14 protein-coding genes are annotated in these 18230 nt (G+C 36.6%); 6 read left to right on the top strand and 8 right to left on the bottom strand.

The window, feature by feature from the left end:
• Both CCAL9328_RS06920 and CCAL9328_RS06915 read right to left on the bottom strand, forming a co-directional pair.
• Positions 1 to 1763: dynamin family protein (locus CCAL9328_RS06920; RefSeq protein ID WP_170000314.1), on the bottom strand; the 1763-nt coding region annotated here is incomplete at its 3' end.
• The gene (locus CCAL9328_RS06915) at positions 1756 to 3846 is read right to left on the bottom strand and encodes a dynamin family protein (protein WP_170000313.1); all 2091 of its coding nucleotides are present in this window, start codon (positions 3844 to 3846) and stop codon (positions 1756 to 1758) included. The genes CCAL9328_RS06920 and CCAL9328_RS06915, both read right to left, overlap by 8 nt.
• A gap of 208 nt (positions 3847 to 4054) precedes the next feature.
• On the opposite strand from CCAL9328_RS06915, the gene CCAL9328_RS06910 reads away from it, so the two are divergent.
• Positions 4055 to 5470: an OprD family outer membrane porin gene (locus CCAL9328_RS06910; protein ID WP_170000312.1), complete on the top strand. Its 1416-nt coding sequence runs from the start codon at positions 4055 to 4057 to the stop codon at positions 5468 to 5470.
• Positions 5471 to 6672: 1202 nt separating this feature from the next.
• Here CCAL9328_RS06910 and CCAL9328_RS06905 read toward each other — a convergent pair.
• The 6 genes from CCAL9328_RS06905 to tupA form a co-directional block, all read right to left on the bottom strand.
• Positions 6673 to 7392, bottom strand: coding sequence for a fumarate reductase iron-sulfur subunit (locus CCAL9328_RS06905; RefSeq protein WP_169937673.1), 720 nt, complete (start codon positions 7390 to 7392; stop codon positions 6673 to 6675).
• A complete protein-coding gene (locus tag CCAL9328_RS06900) occupies positions 7385 to 9373 on the bottom strand; it encodes a fumarate reductase flavoprotein subunit (protein WP_170000311.1) in 1989 nt (662 codons plus the stop codon). Before CCAL9328_RS06900 ends, CCAL9328_RS06905 begins: the two co-directional genes overlap by 8 nt.
• 10 nt (positions 9374 to 9383) lie before the next feature.
• Positions 9384 to 10085, bottom strand: coding sequence for a fumarate reductase cytochrome b subunit (locus CCAL9328_RS06895; protein WP_169937677.1), 702 nt, complete (start codon positions 10083 to 10085; stop codon positions 9384 to 9386).
• Between the two features lie 93 nt (positions 10086 to 10178).
• Positions 10179 to 10994: a prolipoprotein diacylglyceryl transferase gene (gene lgt / locus CCAL9328_RS06890; protein ID WP_169937679.1), complete on the bottom strand. Its 816-nt coding sequence runs from the start codon at positions 10992 to 10994 to the stop codon at positions 10179 to 10181.
• A gap of 42 nt (positions 10995 to 11036) precedes the next feature.
• Positions 11037 to 11654, bottom strand: a complete 618-nt coding sequence (locus CCAL9328_RS06885; RefSeq protein WP_169937681.1) for an IMPACT family protein — start codon at positions 11652 to 11654, stop codon at positions 11037 to 11039.
• Positions 11655 to 11840: 186 nt separating this feature from the next.
• On the bottom strand, positions 11841 to 12659 hold the full coding sequence (gene tupA / locus CCAL9328_RS06880; protein WP_169937683.1) for a tungstate ABC transporter substrate-binding protein TupA: 819 nt from the start codon (positions 12657 to 12659) through the stop codon (positions 11841 to 11843).
• Between the two features lie 107 nt (positions 12660 to 12766).
• On the opposite strand from tupA, the gene tupB reads away from it, so the two are divergent.
• The 5 genes from tupB (at position 12767) to CCAL9328_RS06855 (ending at position 18195) form a co-directional block, all read left to right on the top strand.
• Complete coding sequence (gene tupB, locus CCAL9328_RS06875; protein WP_169937685.1) at positions 12767 to 13459, top strand: tungstate ABC transporter permease TupB; 693 nt, start codon at positions 12767 to 12769, stop codon at positions 13457 to 13459.
• Positions 13456 to 14418 (top strand): tungstate ABC transporter ATP-binding protein TupC, encoded by a 963-nt coding sequence (tupC, locus tag CCAL9328_RS06870; RefSeq protein ID WP_170000310.1) that lies wholly within the window; start codon positions 13456 to 13458, stop codon positions 14416 to 14418. The genes tupB and tupC overlap by 4 nt, the downstream gene beginning before the upstream one ends.
• Before the next feature lie 29 nt (positions 14419 to 14447).
• Positions 14448 to 15275: a UTP--glucose-1-phosphate uridylyltransferase GalU gene (galU, locus tag CCAL9328_RS06865; protein ID WP_170000309.1), complete on the top strand. Its 828-nt coding sequence runs from the start codon at positions 14448 to 14450 to the stop codon at positions 15273 to 15275.
• Entirely contained in the window at positions 15272 to 16486 is a 1215-nt protein-coding gene (locus tag CCAL9328_RS06860; protein WP_170000308.1) for a glucose-6-phosphate isomerase, read from the top strand. Before galU ends, CCAL9328_RS06860 begins: the two co-directional genes overlap by 4 nt.
• Before the next feature lie 119 nt (positions 16487 to 16605).
• Positions 16606 to 18195 (top strand): ABC-F family ATP-binding cassette domain-containing protein, encoded by a 1590-nt coding sequence (locus CCAL9328_RS06855; RefSeq protein ID WP_170000307.1) that lies wholly within the window; start codon positions 16606 to 16608, stop codon positions 18193 to 18195.
• Positions 18196 to 18230 lie beyond the last annotated feature (35 nt).

The raw sequence follows: 18230 nt of genomic DNA, 5'->3' as shown, positions 1-18230 counted from the left end.
GCTTCTTTGGCCTCTTTCGTCTCTTTAAATTCTTTTCTCATGTTTGATAAAATTTTATTTAAAAATGAAGCGTTTGATAGCATTTCATTTTCAAATTCATATAAATTTAACGAGATCAAAACTCTTTCGTAAATTTCATTTGCACTTGGTATGTAAACGGAGAAATTTATCGGATCTTTTTCGTGTGAAACAATGGAATTTTCGATCTTTTCTTTGATGAAGTGAACTGCGATTTTTATTGCATTCTCGTAGTTTGTTATGATTTTTAAATTTAATTTTTCAAAAAATAGTAAAAGTGTTTGGATCTTGGCAAATTTTATCGCTTCAAAATCCCTAAGCACAAGCTCGTAAATTCTTCCTGCATAAGCTCGTATCGTGGCAAATTCGATATCAGAATGCACCGCACTCTCTTTTCTGACACCTTCAAATTCGCTTTTGTATATTAAAAATTCACTTTCTAAATTTTCATAAATTTCACTTAAGGCCGTGCAAAGCTCATCTTGTAAATTCTTTAAATTTTGTCTGTAAATTCTAAAAAATTTTGCTAGTTTAACATCGTTATAGATCAGCTTTGAAAAAATTTCATCATTGTCAAAACTCATTATTTCGTATTCGATTTGATCGATCTTTTTGCCTTTTAATAGCGTCTTTTTGTGCTCAAATCGCCTCATTTTCTTTGGCTTCATGCTTGAGACTATCTCGTCTGCTATGACTTTTGCGATTTGCTTGATCTCGTTAAATGCTATCTCGATTTTAGGGGAGAAATTTTGCTTTACAAGAGCCAGGTTTTTTTCTAAATTTTCATCAAAATCGCTAAGAATTTTCATCCCTTTTTCATAAACTTGCATGAAATACTCATGTTCGCTTATCAACTCTTGCGAGATGTTTTTGCACTTTTTAAGGACAAAATTTTGCTTTATCTCTTCATTTGCAAAGGTATTTTCTATCGCCTCTAAAACAGTCTTGAAATTTGAGCTATTTGCCAGAGCCTCATCGCCGTTTTCACGTGCTAAATTTGCCTGTTTTGCAGATATCGGTATTATTTCTTTAAAAATACCGTCAAATGTTACCTTTGCATGCGTCATGACATTATCAAGCTCGGCTTTGGTTAGCTTATCTTTTTGGTTAAGCACGCATATCGCGCTTTTTTCTTCGCTTTTTACCAGCTCATTTATTTGGCTTAGCTCACTTGCTCTTGCGGCATTTTCGATAAGACTTAGCCACACAACCCCACAAACATCACTTAAAACCTCCTTGGTGATATTTGTGTCTGAACTCGAAAGCGAGTTTAGGCCAGGGGTGTCTATAAAATTTACACGTTTTAAGATCTCAAGCGGGGCATATATGCAAAGATCCTTTACATCGTCGTTAAATACGCGTTGGTCGACAAATTTCTCTATCTCTGATATGTTTAAATTTAGCTCTTTGCCGTTTTTATAATCAACCCTAAGCGAAAAATTTTCTCCGTATTTAATGTGTGTAAGGCGAGCGGTTACCGGCGTAACGCCTGTTGGCAAGACATTTTGACCAAGTAGGGCATTTAAAAATGTTGACTTACCGCTTGAAAATTGACCGACGATAGCAACTTGTGCAGGCTCGCATAAAAACAGATCAAGTTTCCCTAGTTCGTTTTTAAGCTCGGCACTTGGGTGAAATTTAGGCTCCAAAAGCGCTTGTTCGAAGCGTTTAAAATCCCCGTAAAAATCATCACTAAAAATTTTAAAGTATGCACTTTTATATGAATTTATAAAGTTTTTAAGCATCTTTCAACCTCTTCATAATCCCCTCAAGTTCGGCTTCAAGCTTTATTGTTTGGTTTAGTTTTTCATTAAATTCTTCGCTTGTTTTATTTAAATTTTTAAGCTCAAGACTTAGGATTTTTTCATTTTGTGATAGTTTTTCTTGTTTTGTCTTTAAATTTTCATCAAGTTGGGCTTGAAATTTTTCTCTCTCAAATATGGCTAAATTTTTTGCAAAATTTATTATGTTTTTATCTTTTAAGAACTCATCAAGCGCACTCAAAACGTCGCTTTGATCCTTTTGTTTTAGGCTTTTTGATATATCGGTGCAAATTTTTACGTAGTCAAAAACGATATTTTGCTTGCTAAGATATTCTCCGATGTTAAAAATTTTACTATCCACTTTTATATTCAAGTCGTTAAAATTTAAATTTAAAGTATCGGTGCAAGATGTTATCTGTCTTAAAATTTCGTTTCTACTAAGTCTTGCGGCATTTAAAATTCCATCATTTAACGCACTTTGAACGATATAATTTATGCGCTTTTCGTCGCTCTTGCCTTGTCTTTTTTGGTATGCATTTTCGTTTATCACTTTGTCTTTGATGGTGTTTGCAAGTCCTTTAAGAGTGAGCAGAAACTGTGAATTTAAGCTGTCTACGTCTATCTTGTCAAGTTCAAATTTAACTGTTTCGTTGATATTTTTTATCTCGTTTTGCAAGGCAAGTTTTTGCTCTTTGATGTCATTTAAATTTTTGTTTAATTCTAAATTTGAGCCGTTTAGAGTTAAAAGTTGGGTTTTGCACTGTCTTAAGAACTCGTCTGCAACAGCGCCAAGTTCCATCTTGTAGGCGTTTATGCTTAGTTTTGATTTGTCGTTGTCTTCTCCAAAAAATGTTTCGTAAAGATACTCTTTAAATTCACTTACGCCGCTATCATCCTTGCCTTCAAAGTATCTTTTTGAGCTTACACTAAAAAATTCCACATCCCTTAAGCCCTCTTTTTCCATGCTTTTTTTCGTGTATTCTATAACTTCGCTTAGCTCTTTTTGGCTTAGCAGATCAGCGTGAGTTAGCACCACTACAAGGCACACGATATGTGAGTTTTTTAGTGAATTTTTTATAAATTCTACATCTTTTTGAGTCGTGCTTTGCGAGGCGTTCATAAGGTGAACCATCAAATCGCATTCGCTCATAAATCTCCTAACAAGCTCTTCTCTTAAAAACACCGCATCATCGATGCCGGGAGTGTCGATTATGCAGATGTTATCTCGTAAAAGCTCCAAGTTTTCATACAGTTCGACGCTTTTTACGGTTTGTGAAATTTTAGTTTTTGCCGAAGTGTAGTTCTTTAGCTCCTCTTTTTTTATTTTTTTACTGCTACCAACTAAATTTAAATGCTCATTATCAGGCGTGATCTCAAGTTGTTTTAGCTCTTCTTCGTTCCAGAAATTTACGTTTGCATAAGGTTCTTTGGCGTGTTTTAATATGGTTAAATTTACTGTTTCAGGCACATTTGAGGTGCCTAGGAGTTTTTCGCCTAAAAGTGCATTTAGTAAGCTTGATTTGCCGGAATTTATCACTCCCGTGAGTGCGACATTAAATTTTAGTTCTTTGATCTTTTGTGTTGCGTTTTGAGCTCTTTGGGTAAAAAAACCATCTTTATCAAGATCAGTGATAATCTTTGAAATTTCATTTAATTTTTCTATCTTATCATGAAAAAAGTCATGCTTACTTTCGCTTGTTTGATGGTTAAAATTTAGCTCTTGTGATAAATTATTTATAAAATTTTCTAATTTAATAAATTTTTCATTGCTGATTATATTTTCATCTTTAATAAGCTTTATATTTTTTAGCAGTTTTTGTTTTGATATTTTTGCATTTTTAAGCGCGTTTATTATGCCTATTTGTGCGCTTTGTATACTAAAAACATCGGCTCTTAAGCCTAGCGAATGCAGTATCTGTCTAAATTCGCTAAGCGCGATAAATCTATCAAAATTCTCTTCATCGGCACACACTAAAACTGCTAAAATTCTCTCATCTGCAATGATGACTTTTTCTTTATCTAAAAATAATTTATGCTTCCAAAATTGCTCTAAAAACTCACACATTTCTCACTCTTGGTGTTAAAATTTGTGGCGATTTTAGTATAATTTAACTTAAAAATATGCAAAAATACACAACGTTTACCAAAATGTAACCATTTTTCTAAATTTATGTAAAAAATAAAAATTCCTATGTTATAATGCAAAGATAAAAATTTTTAATATTAGATTTTTAATATTAGATTTTTTTAAATTATCAAAATAGGAGTTCGATATGAAACTAGGCAAACTTAGTTTGGTTGCTGCTGTAGCTCTTGGCTGTTTAGCTAGTGCAAATGCTGCTGACAATCTTGCCGAAGCTCTAAGCAACGGCAAACTTTCTGCTACACTTAAAGCTACTTATGCTGACCATACTGAAAAAGAAGGCACTGCTGATCAAAACAATGAAAACATCTTTGGTGTTGGTGTTGAGCTTGGTTATGTTACAGATTCACTTTATGGATTTAGAATCGGTCTTACAGGTCAAGGCTGGGGATCACCTTTTCATGTAGAAAATAAATCTAAATCAATGTATAACAAAGAGTGGTGGGCTAATGGCTTTGTACTTTCTGAGGCATATTTAGGCTATGCTGTTGGCAAAACCGACATCAAAGCAGGTCGCCAATACGTAGTTACTCCACTAGTTGCTGGCAACTACACTCGTGCTTTCAAAGAGGCATTTGAGGGTGTGACTATCACAAACAAAGACATCCCTGATACATCTTTATGGGCTGGCTGGTTTTATAAATTCCAAGGCAGAAGTAGTGTTGCTATGGGTAGTAAAATAGACGCTGGTAAAACTCATGCAAATGACACCACGGGACGCGCTCCAGTATTTAAAGATCGCGTTATACTAGGCAACCTAACAGGTCCAAACACTGTAAAATTTGATGATATTTACAGCGCATCTATTGTAAATAAATCTCTTCCTGGTCTAACTTTAACTGGCGCATATGCAGCTGTTACTGATGTTGAATTATATCCTACAACGGTTGCTAAAAATGGCGATATCGATTTATATTTAGCAGAAGCTAATTATGTATTGCCGGTAGCTGACTTACTAAAATTAAAATTCGACCTACAATGGAAGGGCTCACGTGCTGATGGTTCACTAGATGCTGCAAATGTAAATTTAGATGGTGATATGCTAGGTGTGCGTGTTGGCGTTTCTGATTTTTACGGATTTGGTGCGTCATATGCATATACAACAGTTAGTGATGATGACGCGGTAATCCTTGGCGTAGGCAACGGACCTGGTTCATACACTGCTATGCCTATTCGTGGACCATTTGTATACACAGGTTTTGCAGGTATGGACACTCATAAGTTTATACTAAACTATGACTTTAGTACTATTGGTGTCAAAGGTCTAAAAACAGCTTTACACTATGTAACAGGTGAGCAAGATAGACTATCTAAAAATACTCATGGCGGAAATGCTTTTGGCAAAACAGCTGGTGAGGCTGCAGAGATAGATGGTTGGGCTATTCAAGCTTCGTATGATATTCCATCGGTTAAAGGTCTTCAAGCAAGTGTAACATACACAGATCTTGATAGAAAAGCAACTAATGTATTAGGTAATAAAGCACATGACTTTGGCGACAAAGAGTTTTGGCTACAATTATCTTATAAATTTAATATCCTAAACTAAAATACTCAAGGCGGGGCTATCCCCGTCTTTTTCTTCTTAATTAATTTTTATAAATAATTTTAAATTTTTATTTGATCTTGCCTTGAAGTATATTATAAAATTAGTTTAATCAAAACCACAATACACGCTTAGTTTATTTTTGTCCATATAGAGTAAAATTGCATTCTTAGTATATGTATTTTTTAAATTTTTAGACTGCGAATATTGATATTAGCATCTAAAATTTATAGGCTCAATTTAACTTATGTTCTCTAAAAGCAACTAATACAGTGAAGTTAAAAATAAGCATAAATACCTCGTGGAATTTTAGAGGCTAAATTTAGAGAAAATTGAAATATATTTGCATAAATATAAAGACAGGTAAAATATCATAAATAATATAAATCCAAAAGTAAGCTTATGTAGATATTTTAAACAAATAAGAATTTTAACGGCAAACAAATGCTAAAAAGTATCTAGTTAAATTTAGCGGTAAATATAGATAAGTGAGAGCTTTTTCAAAACTAAAAGAATGGTATGGTAAACATTGGGTGTTAAGCCAGTAAAACAACCGGTGTTTTTATTTTGCTAGCTCGTAGCCGTAAACAGAAATAGTGTTAAAGCGAGATGGTAAAGTATATACATAGGTAGTAAATAATTATTCTAGTAAAGAACTGTTATTTATTTAAAGACTTTTAGCAAATTTGACAAGAGTGTGATTTGCTCTAATGGTTGGAGAGTATATGATGTACTTATGGATTATAGTACTAAAGTTCATTATAGAATTAAGCATTGCTTAACTAAATTTCTTGTGTTTGCACTCTCTTTAAGAAGTGGATAAAAAGAGATAGTTTTATCACACATTTAAAAGAGTATGAGCTTAAATGCAATAATAAGGAAAGTTTTTATCTTCTACTTGCAACTACAAATGAGATGAGGTAGAAATTTTATCAAAACCGATAAGAGTTCTTGCAAAGATACGAGCAAAACTAAGTAGAAATTCTCTTAAGTTAAATTGAGCCTTTTTATTGTGTTATTAAAATGGTCTTTACTAATAATATTTTTAAATAAGATCTGTAAAGCAATAAACAAAACAGCAGAAAAATAAATGATGATCGCTTACTTGAAACCGTTTAAATTTTAGATAAAAGATATAAAAATTTACAAGAAGAAGGAGTTTGAAACATAGTTCAAACTCCATAAGAAGAAGATAAAAGGATGAGTTACTTTTGAACCGCCATTTTTCTACGCATATATGCTATACGGCTTTGAAGTGGTAGGTGTTTAGGGCAGTTATCTTCACAGCCAAGTAAACTCATGCAACCAAACACTCCGTCATCATCACCGATAAGCTCATAAAAGTCCTCATCTGTTCTTTTATCAAGTGCGTCGATTTTAAATCTTGCAACACGGTTAAGACCAACTGCACCGATGAAGTCTGGTCTCATGATAGCTGTGCCACATGCTGCTACACATATACCACACTCTATACAACGATCAAGCTCAAAAACTTCTTGTGCCACTTCAGGCTCGACTTTTTCTTCAAGTTTAGCGATTTGTGGCTCATGATCTGTGTGTATCCAGCTCTCAACGCGTTTACTCATCGCATTCATCCAGTTGCCGGTATCTACACTTAAGTCTTTTAATAGCTTAAACACAGGAAGTGGCATAAGTTCGATAACACCACTTTCGTAGTCTTTTGTAAGTGTTCTACATGCAAGTTTTGGTGTGCCGTTCACTAGCATACCGCAACTTCCGCAAATACCCGCACGGCAAACGAAGTCAAAGCTTAGATCCGGATCAAATTTTTCGCGTATTACGTTTAACGCGATAAATAATGACATACCTGGAGTCTCTTCAAGCTCATAACTTGCAAAATGCGGTTTTGAAATTTTAGAGAGCGGGTTATATTTAAACGCTCTAATAGTTATTTTTCTACTCATATCCTATACCTGCTCTTTCGTTTGGTGCTTTGTATTTTTCTTGAAGCTCATAAGGCATAAGTGTATTTTGTATCTCGTATCTGCCTTTGCCTTCAGCTTCCATTTTTGCGCGAATTTCATCAACTTGCGCTTGGCGAACTGCGCTGTCTGGGTGCTCTATAATGTTACCTTTTGCACCATATCCTCTAAATGCCGGTGGAATTTCCATCTTCATGATATCAAGTGGCTCGTAAGCTACTGTTGGCATTGTATCGCCTTCTTTCCAGCTTGTTAGAGTTCTATTTAGCCAGTTTAGGTCGTCGCGTTTTGTATAGTCTTCTCTGTAGTGTGCTCCGCGGCTTTCAGTTCTAAGAAGAGCGCCGTAAGCTATACAAAGTGCTAGTTTTAACATTTTTGGTACACGGTAAGCTTCTTCAAGCTCAGGGTTGCCAAATAAAGTTTTGTTTGTAACTTTAACATCAAGTGATTGTTTATATAGTTCTTCAAGCTCTTTAACGGCTTTTTCAAGCCCCTCGCCTGTTCTAAAGATAGCTACGTGTTCCCACATGATGTCTTTCATGCGATTTTTGATTTCAAATATATTAAATTTACCATCTTTATTAACAAGCTCGTTCATATAATCAAGCTCTTTGTTAACAAATTTTTGTATATTTTCAGTTTTTATCTCGATCTCATGAGAAGCGCAGTAGTCGGCAAAATAATCACCTACAATCATACCAGCAACAACTGTTTCAGAAACTGAGTTGCCGCCAAGTCTGTTAAAGCCGTGCATATCCCAGCAAGCCGCTTCACCAGCACTAAATAAACCTGCTAAAGTTGGACTCTCGCCTGTTGGTTTTGTTTTAATACCACCCATTGAGTAGTGTTGCATAGGAAGGATTGGCGCCCAACCTTTTGGACCCTCATCTGCTGGATCTATACCGTTAAAAATTTGGCAAATTTCTTGAACGTCACGTAAGTTTTTCTCGATATGTTCGCGTCCAAGGATAGATATGTCTAGCCAAACATGCTCGCCGTAAGGGCTTTTTACGCCTTTGCCGTTTCTGATGTGTTCCATGATACGACGACTTACAACGTCACGGCTTGCAAGCTCTTTTTTCTCCGGCTCATAGTCAGGCATAAAGCGATAGCCGTCAACGTCACGAAGAATTCCGCCGTCACCACGACAACCTTCTGTTAGAAGTATACCGCTTGGAACGATTGGAGTTGGGTGGAACTGAACAGCTTCCATATTGCCAAGTTGAGCTACGCCGGTTTCAAGGGCGATAGCAGCACCGATACCTTCACACACAACAGCATTTGTAGTGTGTTTATAAACTCTACCGTAGCCGCCTGTTGCGATCAATGTTCCTTTTGAAACATAAGCTGTTATTTCGCCTGTTACTAGATCACGAACTATCGCTCCGTAGCAGCGGTTGTTTTCGTGGATTAATGCGATAGCCTCTTTGCGATCGTGGATATCAACATTGTGTTTTAAAGCTTCGTTTGCTACGGCAAAAAGCATAGTATGTCCTGTAGCGTCAGCTGTATAACACGTTCTCCATTTTTTTGTACCACCAAAGTCACGAGAGTGGATAAGTCCGTGAACTTCAGGTTTTTCTACGATAGTTGTTTTTTGAGCGTTGATAATAGCGCTTCTTTCGCCTTTTGTAATTCTAGTCCAAGGCACGCCCCATGCGGCAAGCTCTCTAATAGCTTTTGGTGCAGTTTGACAAAACATACGAGCCACTTGTTGATCACAACCCCAGTCGCTACCTTTTACGGTATCGGCAAAGTGTACGTCTTCGTTGTCGCCTTCGCTCATTTTTGAGTTACCAAGGCTTGCTTGCATACCACCTTGAGCTGCAGCCGAGTGGCTTCTTTTTACAGGAATAAGACTTAAAACGATAGTGCTTAGTCCTTTTTCTCCTGCCGCAACAGCAGCTCTAAGTCCAGCTAGACCACCACCTATAACTAATGCATCACAATATTTTACATTCATCTTTTTGCTCCTACTTTACGGTTAGCCAAACAAAGTCAGCAATTAGTGCGATCACAGCTAACGCGCCATACACAGCAAAAACAACGACTTTTGCTTTCTTTCTTTTTTCAAGCATTTCATGTCTGTTCGCGCCATCTATGCTTACCCATTTTACATACAAACGATACATTCCAACGCCTGCATGAACAACCATAAATACAAGAAGTGCAAAGTAGAAAAGTTCTAGTGTAGCAAAATTTTGTGCTGAACTCTCAGCAGTAATATGTCCGCCAAACACTATGTCCACAAGGTGTGCACTAGCTGTGAAGAATAGAGCAAAACCTGTTAAAAACTGAAACCACCAAAGCGTAGTATCGCCGTGTTTCATGCGATCTTTGTGTCCTCTAAACATTTTATATTGTCTATAGTTCGCAGGGAATTTTCTCATGGCTAAAAACGCGTGAGTAATGAACACTGCAAAGATAACAGCAGCAATAACGTTCGTAATCCACCACGTTGCCTCTCCAAACAAAAATTTCGCTTCAGCAAAACCGACGACAGCGTTAAATGCGTCTTTACCTAACAAAATCGTTGAAGTGAAAACCATATGGCACAATATAAAACAGGCTAAAATAAAACCCGTGATACTTTGCCATCTATCCCAAAGCGCAGGCAATCGACTCTTTTTAGTATCGACTCTCTTGCCTAAGAAACCCTCTATCAGCTCACTCATGAGCCCTCCTTTAAATGATTAATTTTAGAAAAAGCTTAAATGGTAAATCTAAAATTTTAATGTAATACTACTACAATATGTCTTTAACCATTATTAAATATTATTGTTAATTTTACGTAAAAAAATATAAATTCCAATTCCGGCGCTAAACATTAATATGGATAAAATTTGCCCCATTGAAAAATTTAAAAATACAAAGCCTATACCGACATCAGGTTCTCGGTAAAATTCGCAGATAAATCTTGCTAAAGTGTAAAGCACGGCATAGATACAGATAAGCTCTCCGTGAAATTTTTTGTATTTTCTATAGAAAAACAAGATGACAAAAATTACAACACCCTCTAAAAATGCCTCGTAAAGTTGACTTGGATGGCGAAGTGCGCCAAGGACATTTATCGCCCACGGCACATCGCTAACTCGTCCAAACAACTCTTGGTTTAAAAAATTTCCCACACGCCCAAAGAAGTATCCAAATGGTATGGATAAGGCGCATAGATCAAGCAAAAGCCATAAATTTTGTTTGTATTTTTTACAGTAAAGCAAAGTGGCTAGTAAAAATCCCACAACCGCACCATGATAGCTCATGCCGCGAATTCCTACAAATTCACCGTTGTAAAAAGGGTTGAAAATTTGCCATGGGTTTGTAAAATACCACCATGCTTCACCTGAATAAATGGCAATATAGCCAAGTCTTGCGCCCAGTATCACGCCTATTTCCACCCAAAAAAAGTAATTATCAAGCATTGCGTCGGTGATTGGGATTTTGTCTTTTTTAACAAAGTATTTTGCGGCGGCTAATGCGCCAAGTAGGGCTAGAACATACATTATGCCATACCAATGCACGTTAAAGCCAAATAAACTAAAAGCTACTGGGTCAAAGTGGTTATAGATATTATTCCAAGTTGTCATTCAAGTTCTTTATATTTTTTGATGATTTTACTACTAAAAGGCTTAAAAATAGGGTTTTGTGTTAAGTCCAAGCGCCAAAAACTCAACCCCTTCGTGTTCAAAAACATGAGAGAAATCATAAAAATTTTTAAACTCTTTGTCGTTAAATTTAACCGACCATATCGCTCCGGTTTCATTAAATTCACGTTTTAGATCATTTAAATTTTGTGCGTTAAAATAGTGTTCAAAACGACTCATTAAGGTAAATGGAGTAAAAAACACACTCTCATCCTTTATCTCAAATTCAATAAGCTCAGCTTCGTTTATGGCCAAATTTACCGCTCCGCCATATGCTCGCACCAATCCTCCCGTGCCAAGCTTGATACCTCCAAAATACCTTACGATAAATACACATGTGTCAACAAGATCGGCTCCTCTTAGTGCGTTAAGGCTTGGTGCTCCGCTTGTGCCCTTTGGCTCGCCGTCATCGCTTTGGTTTTCTACTATCTGAGCGTATTTATTTAGTTCTCTATAAGCCCAAACGATATGTACTGCTTTTGGATGTTGGTCTTTTAGCTGTTCGTGGAGAGTTCTAAATTCTGCCATCGGCGCTAGGTAGCTTATGAAAGTTGATTTTTTGATCTCTGTTTTGGCGGTTGAAATTTTAGATACGGTTTGCAAATTTTCCTCTGTTTTTAGAAAGAATTTTAGCTTATCTTTTATAAATTTATTTTATGGTTGATATTAAGATGGGTTGTTGTTTGATTATTTCAGGCGATCGCCTCTTAAATTTGGATCGTAGTGAAACTAAATTTCAAGGCGAAAGCTTTTTGATGTAAAATTTAAGAAATTTCTGTTTTGTAAAGATCAGTTCTTTCTAGTTGCTGCGTCCGGAGTGAAAAGTTGTTTATCCATTAGCTTAAATTCGCCTATGAATTTTTGTCCCTCTTCGCTGATTATCCAGTTGCCAAATTTATCTGCATTTTCTATATCTGTTTTAGGACAGTGTTTAGGGCTTACAGAGATAACTGAGTAGAAGTTTTTAAGCGCTTTGTCTCCTTCATTTACGATAACTAGATCAGGGTTGCCTTTGGCGTTTGCTTCGTATTTGATGTATGTTCCGCGATCTGTAAACGTAACGCCTTTTTGCTCTGCCGCGATGTTAATGGTAGCTATCATGCCTTGACCTGTTTGTGAGTAAAAGCCGTCTTTTTCAGGTACTTCACCAAGTATACTTTTCCAAATACCTTTTTCTTTATTGTCCGTGCCTGATTTGTCGCCACGTGAGAAGAATTTGATATTTTGAGCTTTTATCATCTCAAACGCACTCTTTAGATCTTTGTCTTTAAATTTATCGGCGATTGATTTATCGGCGATTAAAACAAAGTCGTTATACATAACAGCTTTTCTTTCTACGCCGTATCCCTTTTCTACGAATTCTTTTTCAGCTTTTGGAGAGTGCACGAAAAGCACGTCAACGTCACAGTTTTGACCCATTTTTAAAGCAGCTCCTGTTCCTACTGCAGTAAATTTTAGATCAACCCCTGTTTTTGCCTTATAAACAGGCACTATCGCATCAAGCAAGCCCGTATCTGCTGTGCTTGTTGTGGTTGCCATAGTTAGGTCGGTGTCTGCGGCAAACATGGCAGATGCAAGAAGCATAGAACTTAAAAGTATTTTCTTCATAGAATTCTCCTTAAGATTTGGTATTAAAAATATGCTATAATAGCATAAAAAGTTAAATTTAATATGCATTTTTTACATAAAATATTTTAAATCACAAAGGTTATTTTTTGGATTTTATACTTGAAGGGATTAGGGGGGCTTTTGGGCTACTTTTTAGCGGAGACGAATCGACGTATTCAGCTATATTTGCCACGTTAAAAAGCTCTAGTGTGTCGATAGTAGCGGCACTTTTGGTTGGACTCCCGCTTGGTTTTGCTCTTGGTTTTTATAAATTTAAGTTTGCAAAGGCTTTAAAGCTACTTAGCGACACAATGCTTGCCATGCCTACGGTTGCGGTTGGGCTTATTATCTATGCTTTTATCACTCGCAACGGTCCACTAGGAGATCTTGAGCTACTTTTTACCTTAAAGGCTGTAATGTTAGGACAGTTTGTTCTAGCGCTTCCTATTATCGTTTCGCTAAGCTCAAGTGTGGTTGAAAATATGGATGAAAGGCACTATCTAAGCATACTTTCATATCGTTTAAGCCCTGCACAACTTGCCTTTTGCGTGCTTTATGAGCTTCGTTATTCGCTTATGGTCGTTGTTGCTACGGCTTATGGACGTATAGTCGCAGAGGTTGGAGTTGCTATGTTGATAGGTGGCAACATCAAATACTTTACTCGCACTATCACAACCGCCATATCTCTTGAAACAAGCAAAGGCGAGTTTAATATGGGCATAGCCTTGGCACTTGTTTTAATTAGTATTGCATTTTTGGTCAATTTGCTTATTCACGCTTTAAAAAGGCTTGATAGATGATAAAGATACGAAATTTAAAGCTTGATTATAAAAATTTTACCGCTCTTGATATAAAAAATTTAGATATAAGCACAAGTCAAACTACCGCACTTTCTGGCTTTAACGGAAGTGGTAAAAGCACTCTTATAAAGTGTATTTCCGGGCTTTTAAAGCCAAGTGAGGGAAGTATAAAAATTTGGGATAAAGAGCTTAACAAGATGAGTCTTGGCGAGCTTAAACAAATAGCAGTCTTACTCCCCGAGCCTAGCTTGCTAAAAAGAAGTGTAAGGGAGAACTTTAAATTTGCTTTAAAAAGCAGAAATCAAGAAGCTAAATTTAATGCTATAGTACCTGAAGTGCTTGAGCTTGTCGGGCTTGACGAGAGTTTTTTAGATAAGGCTCACTTTGAACTTAGCTCAGGGCAAAATAAACGCATAGCCTTTGCGCTTTTGTTGTCGTTGCGGGCTCGGTTAAATTTACTTGATGAGCCGACAAATGCCGTGGATATGGGAACTTCGAGGCTTTTTAGTAAAGCGATAGAGTATGTAAAAGAGCAACACGGCTCAAATTTCATCATCGCCAGCCATGATGAAAAATGGTTAAGCGCAATAAGCGACGAGAATATATTTTTGCATAACGGCAGGGTTAGTGAATTTGAGCTTAAAAATATTTTCGATGCAAAAGACGGAGCTATAAATTTTGGGGATTTTTCATTGGTTTTGCCACAAGAGTTAAAAGATGCACAAAAGATCGCGATAAATCAAAATTTAATAACCATAAACGAAGAAGATGCTAAATTTGAGGGAATTTTGCACTCTGTTTCACTTTATTTTGGCAACAAGGCGCTTATTAAGATAAAGGCGGGGGATTTTTTACTAAAGTGTATAGTTGGTTCCAATAGGCTAAAAAGCGAAGAGCTTGCTACTGGAAAAAGAGTAAAATTTAATGTTCCTCAAAGTGCTTTTTTAGCCATCGAGTGATAAAATAACGCAAATTTAAAAGGACACAAATGCTACAAACTTGTTTATTTCCGGCGGCAGGATACGGAACTAGATTTTTACCTGCGACAAAATCCTTGCCAAAAGAGATGCTCCCTATTATCACAAAACCTCTTGTTCATTACGGCGTAGAAGAGGCACTTGAGGCGGGCATGGACAACATGGCGTTTGTAGTGGGACGTGGAAAACGTGCTTTGGAGGATTATTTTGATATAAGCTACGAGTTAGAACATCAAATAGCAGGCACTAATAAAGAGCCGCTATTAACTGACATTAGAAAAATAATGAGTTCATGCACTTTTTCTTTTACTCGCCAAAATGAGATGAGAGGTCTTGGTCATGCTATATATACCGGTAAAACTTTGGTTCGTGACGAGGCTTTTGGTGTGATTTTGGCAGATGATCTTTGTATAAATGAAGATGGCGAAAACGTCTTATCGCAGATGATGAGAATTTATGAGCGGTATCGCTGCTCTATCGTTGCCGTTATGGAAGTTGAAAGAGAGCAAACCAAAAGTTACGGCGTGGTAAGCGGTAGATTTATAGAAGATGATTTGCTTATGGTTGATGATATGGTTGAAAAACCGGATCCTAGCGAAGCACCGACAAATTTTGCAATTATTGGTAGATATATATTAACTCCTGATATTTTTGATATTTTAGAGCATACAAAGCCTGGTAAAAACGGTGAAATTCAGATAACTGACGCGTTAAAAACTCAGGCAAAGCAGGGTATGGTTTTGGCATATAAATTTAAAGGTAGACGTTTTGATTGCGGTAGTATAGATGGCTTCATGGAGGCTACAAACTTCTTTTATGCAAAAGAGTATAAAAAATGATAAAAAATATATTTAGATTTAACTTAATAGATTCAACTACGATAGACGCTTATGCTGCACGCATAAATGACGAATATAAAAACGGTGAGATAGGATACTATCATCTGCCATCAACGGGGCTTAAGACGGTTGATGAAATTTATGTATATGAAAAAAGTTTATCTTATATTAAAAACATTGTATTAGTAGGTATCGGAGGAAGCTCTCTTGGGGTTAAAGCTATAAGATCCATGCTTAAGTCAAAAAAGCAAAAACGCCAATTGTATGTCCTTGACAATGTTGACCCTCAAAGCTACAAAGCGGTCATGGATGATATAAAATTTGAAGAAACTTTGTTTATCGTAAGTTCAAAATCAGGCAATACGATCGAAACCATCACGATATTTAAGTGCATTTTGGACGAATTTAAACTTAAAAATTTAAGCAAAAATTTCTTGATAATAACAGATTCTGGAACAAATTTAGAAGAATTTGCAAAAAATAACTCTATAAAAGTGTTTAATATCCCACAAAATGTAGGTGGCAGGTTTAGTGTTTTAAGTGCTATTGGGCTTGTTCCTTTGGCGCTTTGCGGATATGACATAAAAGAGCTTTTAGAAGGGGCGTTGGAATGCAAAAGTCGTTACATAGACAAAAACGATACAAGCCTAATGGCAAAGGCGTACCACTACGCAATTCACAGAAATGCCCATATAAACGTTGTCTTTAGTTATTGCGATAGATTTCGTGAATTTAACGATTGGTATGTTCAGCTTTGGGCTGAAAGCCTTGGAAAGAAAAAGGGCTTCAAACGTGTCGGCAGAACTCCTATCGGGCTTATTGGTTCAAGTGATCAACATAGTTTTTTACAGCTTATCATGGATGGCGTCAAGGATAAAACCGTAACTTTTATCAAAATTTGTGAAAGTACCGAGGTGGCTGTTCCTGACATTAGTTTAAAAGGACTTGAGGGGTGTGACTTTGTTGCGGGACTTAGTCTAAATAAGCTTTTAAACGCCCAGTGTGACGCAACAGCTATGGCTCTTGTACAAGAAGGTTTAAGTGTGGATATTTTAGAGCTTGATAGGCTTGATGAGAAACATGTCGGATTTTTGATATTTTACTATGAGCTTTTAACTTCAGCCGTGGGAGTAATGCTTGGTGTTAATACATACGATCAGCCTGGCGTTGAGATAGGCAAGCGTATATTAAAAACCATGCTCAAGAAATAAATTTTACTTACATTAAAATATATAAAAATATTTCGTAAGTAGTCTAAAAATGCCAGTTATCAAATTTTAATCAACATTTTGGCAAAATATAAAATTTAAAAAATTCACTAAGGATAAATATGCTTGAAGTTAAGGGACTTACGCAGCGTTTTGCTAGCAGTTTGCTTTTTGAAGATGTAAATTTGGTGTTAAAGCGCCAAAACAGATATGGACTTATCGGAGCAAATGGCGCAGGTAAATCGACATTTTTAAAAATTTTAAGCGGTGATATAGAAGCAAGTAGCGGCGAGATAGTAATTGAAAATGGACTTCGTGTCGGAGTTCTTGGTCAAGATCAGTTTGCTTTTGAAAATTTTACGTTAAAAGATGCTGTGCTTTACGGCAACAAACGCCTTTATGACGCAGTAAAAGAGAAAGAAAAGCTTTATATGAGCGAGGAATTTACGGATGAGATCAATGATCGCTTGAGTGAGCTTGAGATCATTTCCGCAGAAGAAGACCCGACTTATGAGTATGAAACGCGTATCGAGAAAATTTTAAGTTCGCTTGGACTAAATGAATTTGATAAACTTATGAGCGAGGTTGAAAACTCAGATAAAGTAAAAGTGCTTTTGGCACAAGTGTTGTTTCCAAAGCCTGATATTTTGTTTCTTGACGAGCCTACAAATAACCTTGACATCGATGCTATCGCTTGGCTTGAAAACGAGTTAAACCGCCACGAAGGAACGCTTGTAGTTATCAGCCACGATCGTCACTTTCTAAACCGTGTTTGCACGCATATCCTTGATATTGATTTTAAGAAAATTCGCGAATTTACCGGTAATTACGATGAATGGTATATGGCTGCAAATTTGATAGCTAAACAACATGAGATGGAGCGTGATAAAAAGCTAAAAGAGAAAGAGGAGCTTGAAAAATTTATCGCTCGTTTCTCCGCAAATGCCTCAAAAGCTCGTCAGGCAACAAGTCGTGCAAAGCAGCTGGCAAAGCTTGACATTCAAGAGATAGCGGTCTCTAGTCGTCGCGATCCTAGCATTTTGTTCCGTGCAAATCGTGAGATAGGAAATGAGCTTATCGAGCTAAGTGGAATTTCAAAGAAATTTGATGATAAGGTTATTTTTGAGAATTTAAATTTCAAACTAGAAAAGGGCGATAAAGTAGCTATTATAGGACACAACGGCGTAGGCAAAACCACGCTTTGCAAGATTATTACTGGTGAGCTAGCACCAGACAGTGGAACCGTCCATATCGGTGCTACCATTGAGCTAGGATGCTTTGCGCAAGATACGGTAAATAAGATTGATGGCGATCTAAAACTATATGAGTATCTGCAGGATGCAAAAAATAAAGACATAGATGAAATTCGCAAATGCCTTGGTAGGATGCTTTTTAGTGGCGCCGATCAAGAAAAGGCTGTAGGCGCGCTAAGTGGCGGCGAAAAACATCGCGTTCGCCTTTCTCAGCTTATGCTACACAAGCCAAATTTAATGATCATGGATGAGCCAAACAACCATCTTGACCTTGAAGCTATCATCGCTCTTGGTGAAGCTTTTTATAATTTTAGCGGTTCTGTTATCTGTGTAAGTCACGATAGAGAGTTAATTGACGCTTTTGCAAATAGAATTTTGCACCTAAAAGGTAATGGCGAAGTTGTTGATTTCCGTGGAAGTTATGAAGAATACCGCACGAGCTTAGGATTAGACGCTTAAAATCATTATAAATTTCGACCCGACAAATTTTATAA

This window comes from Campylobacter sp. RM9328, assembly GCF_012978615.1.
This window is presented reverse-complemented; position numbering and strand designations above follow the sequence as displayed.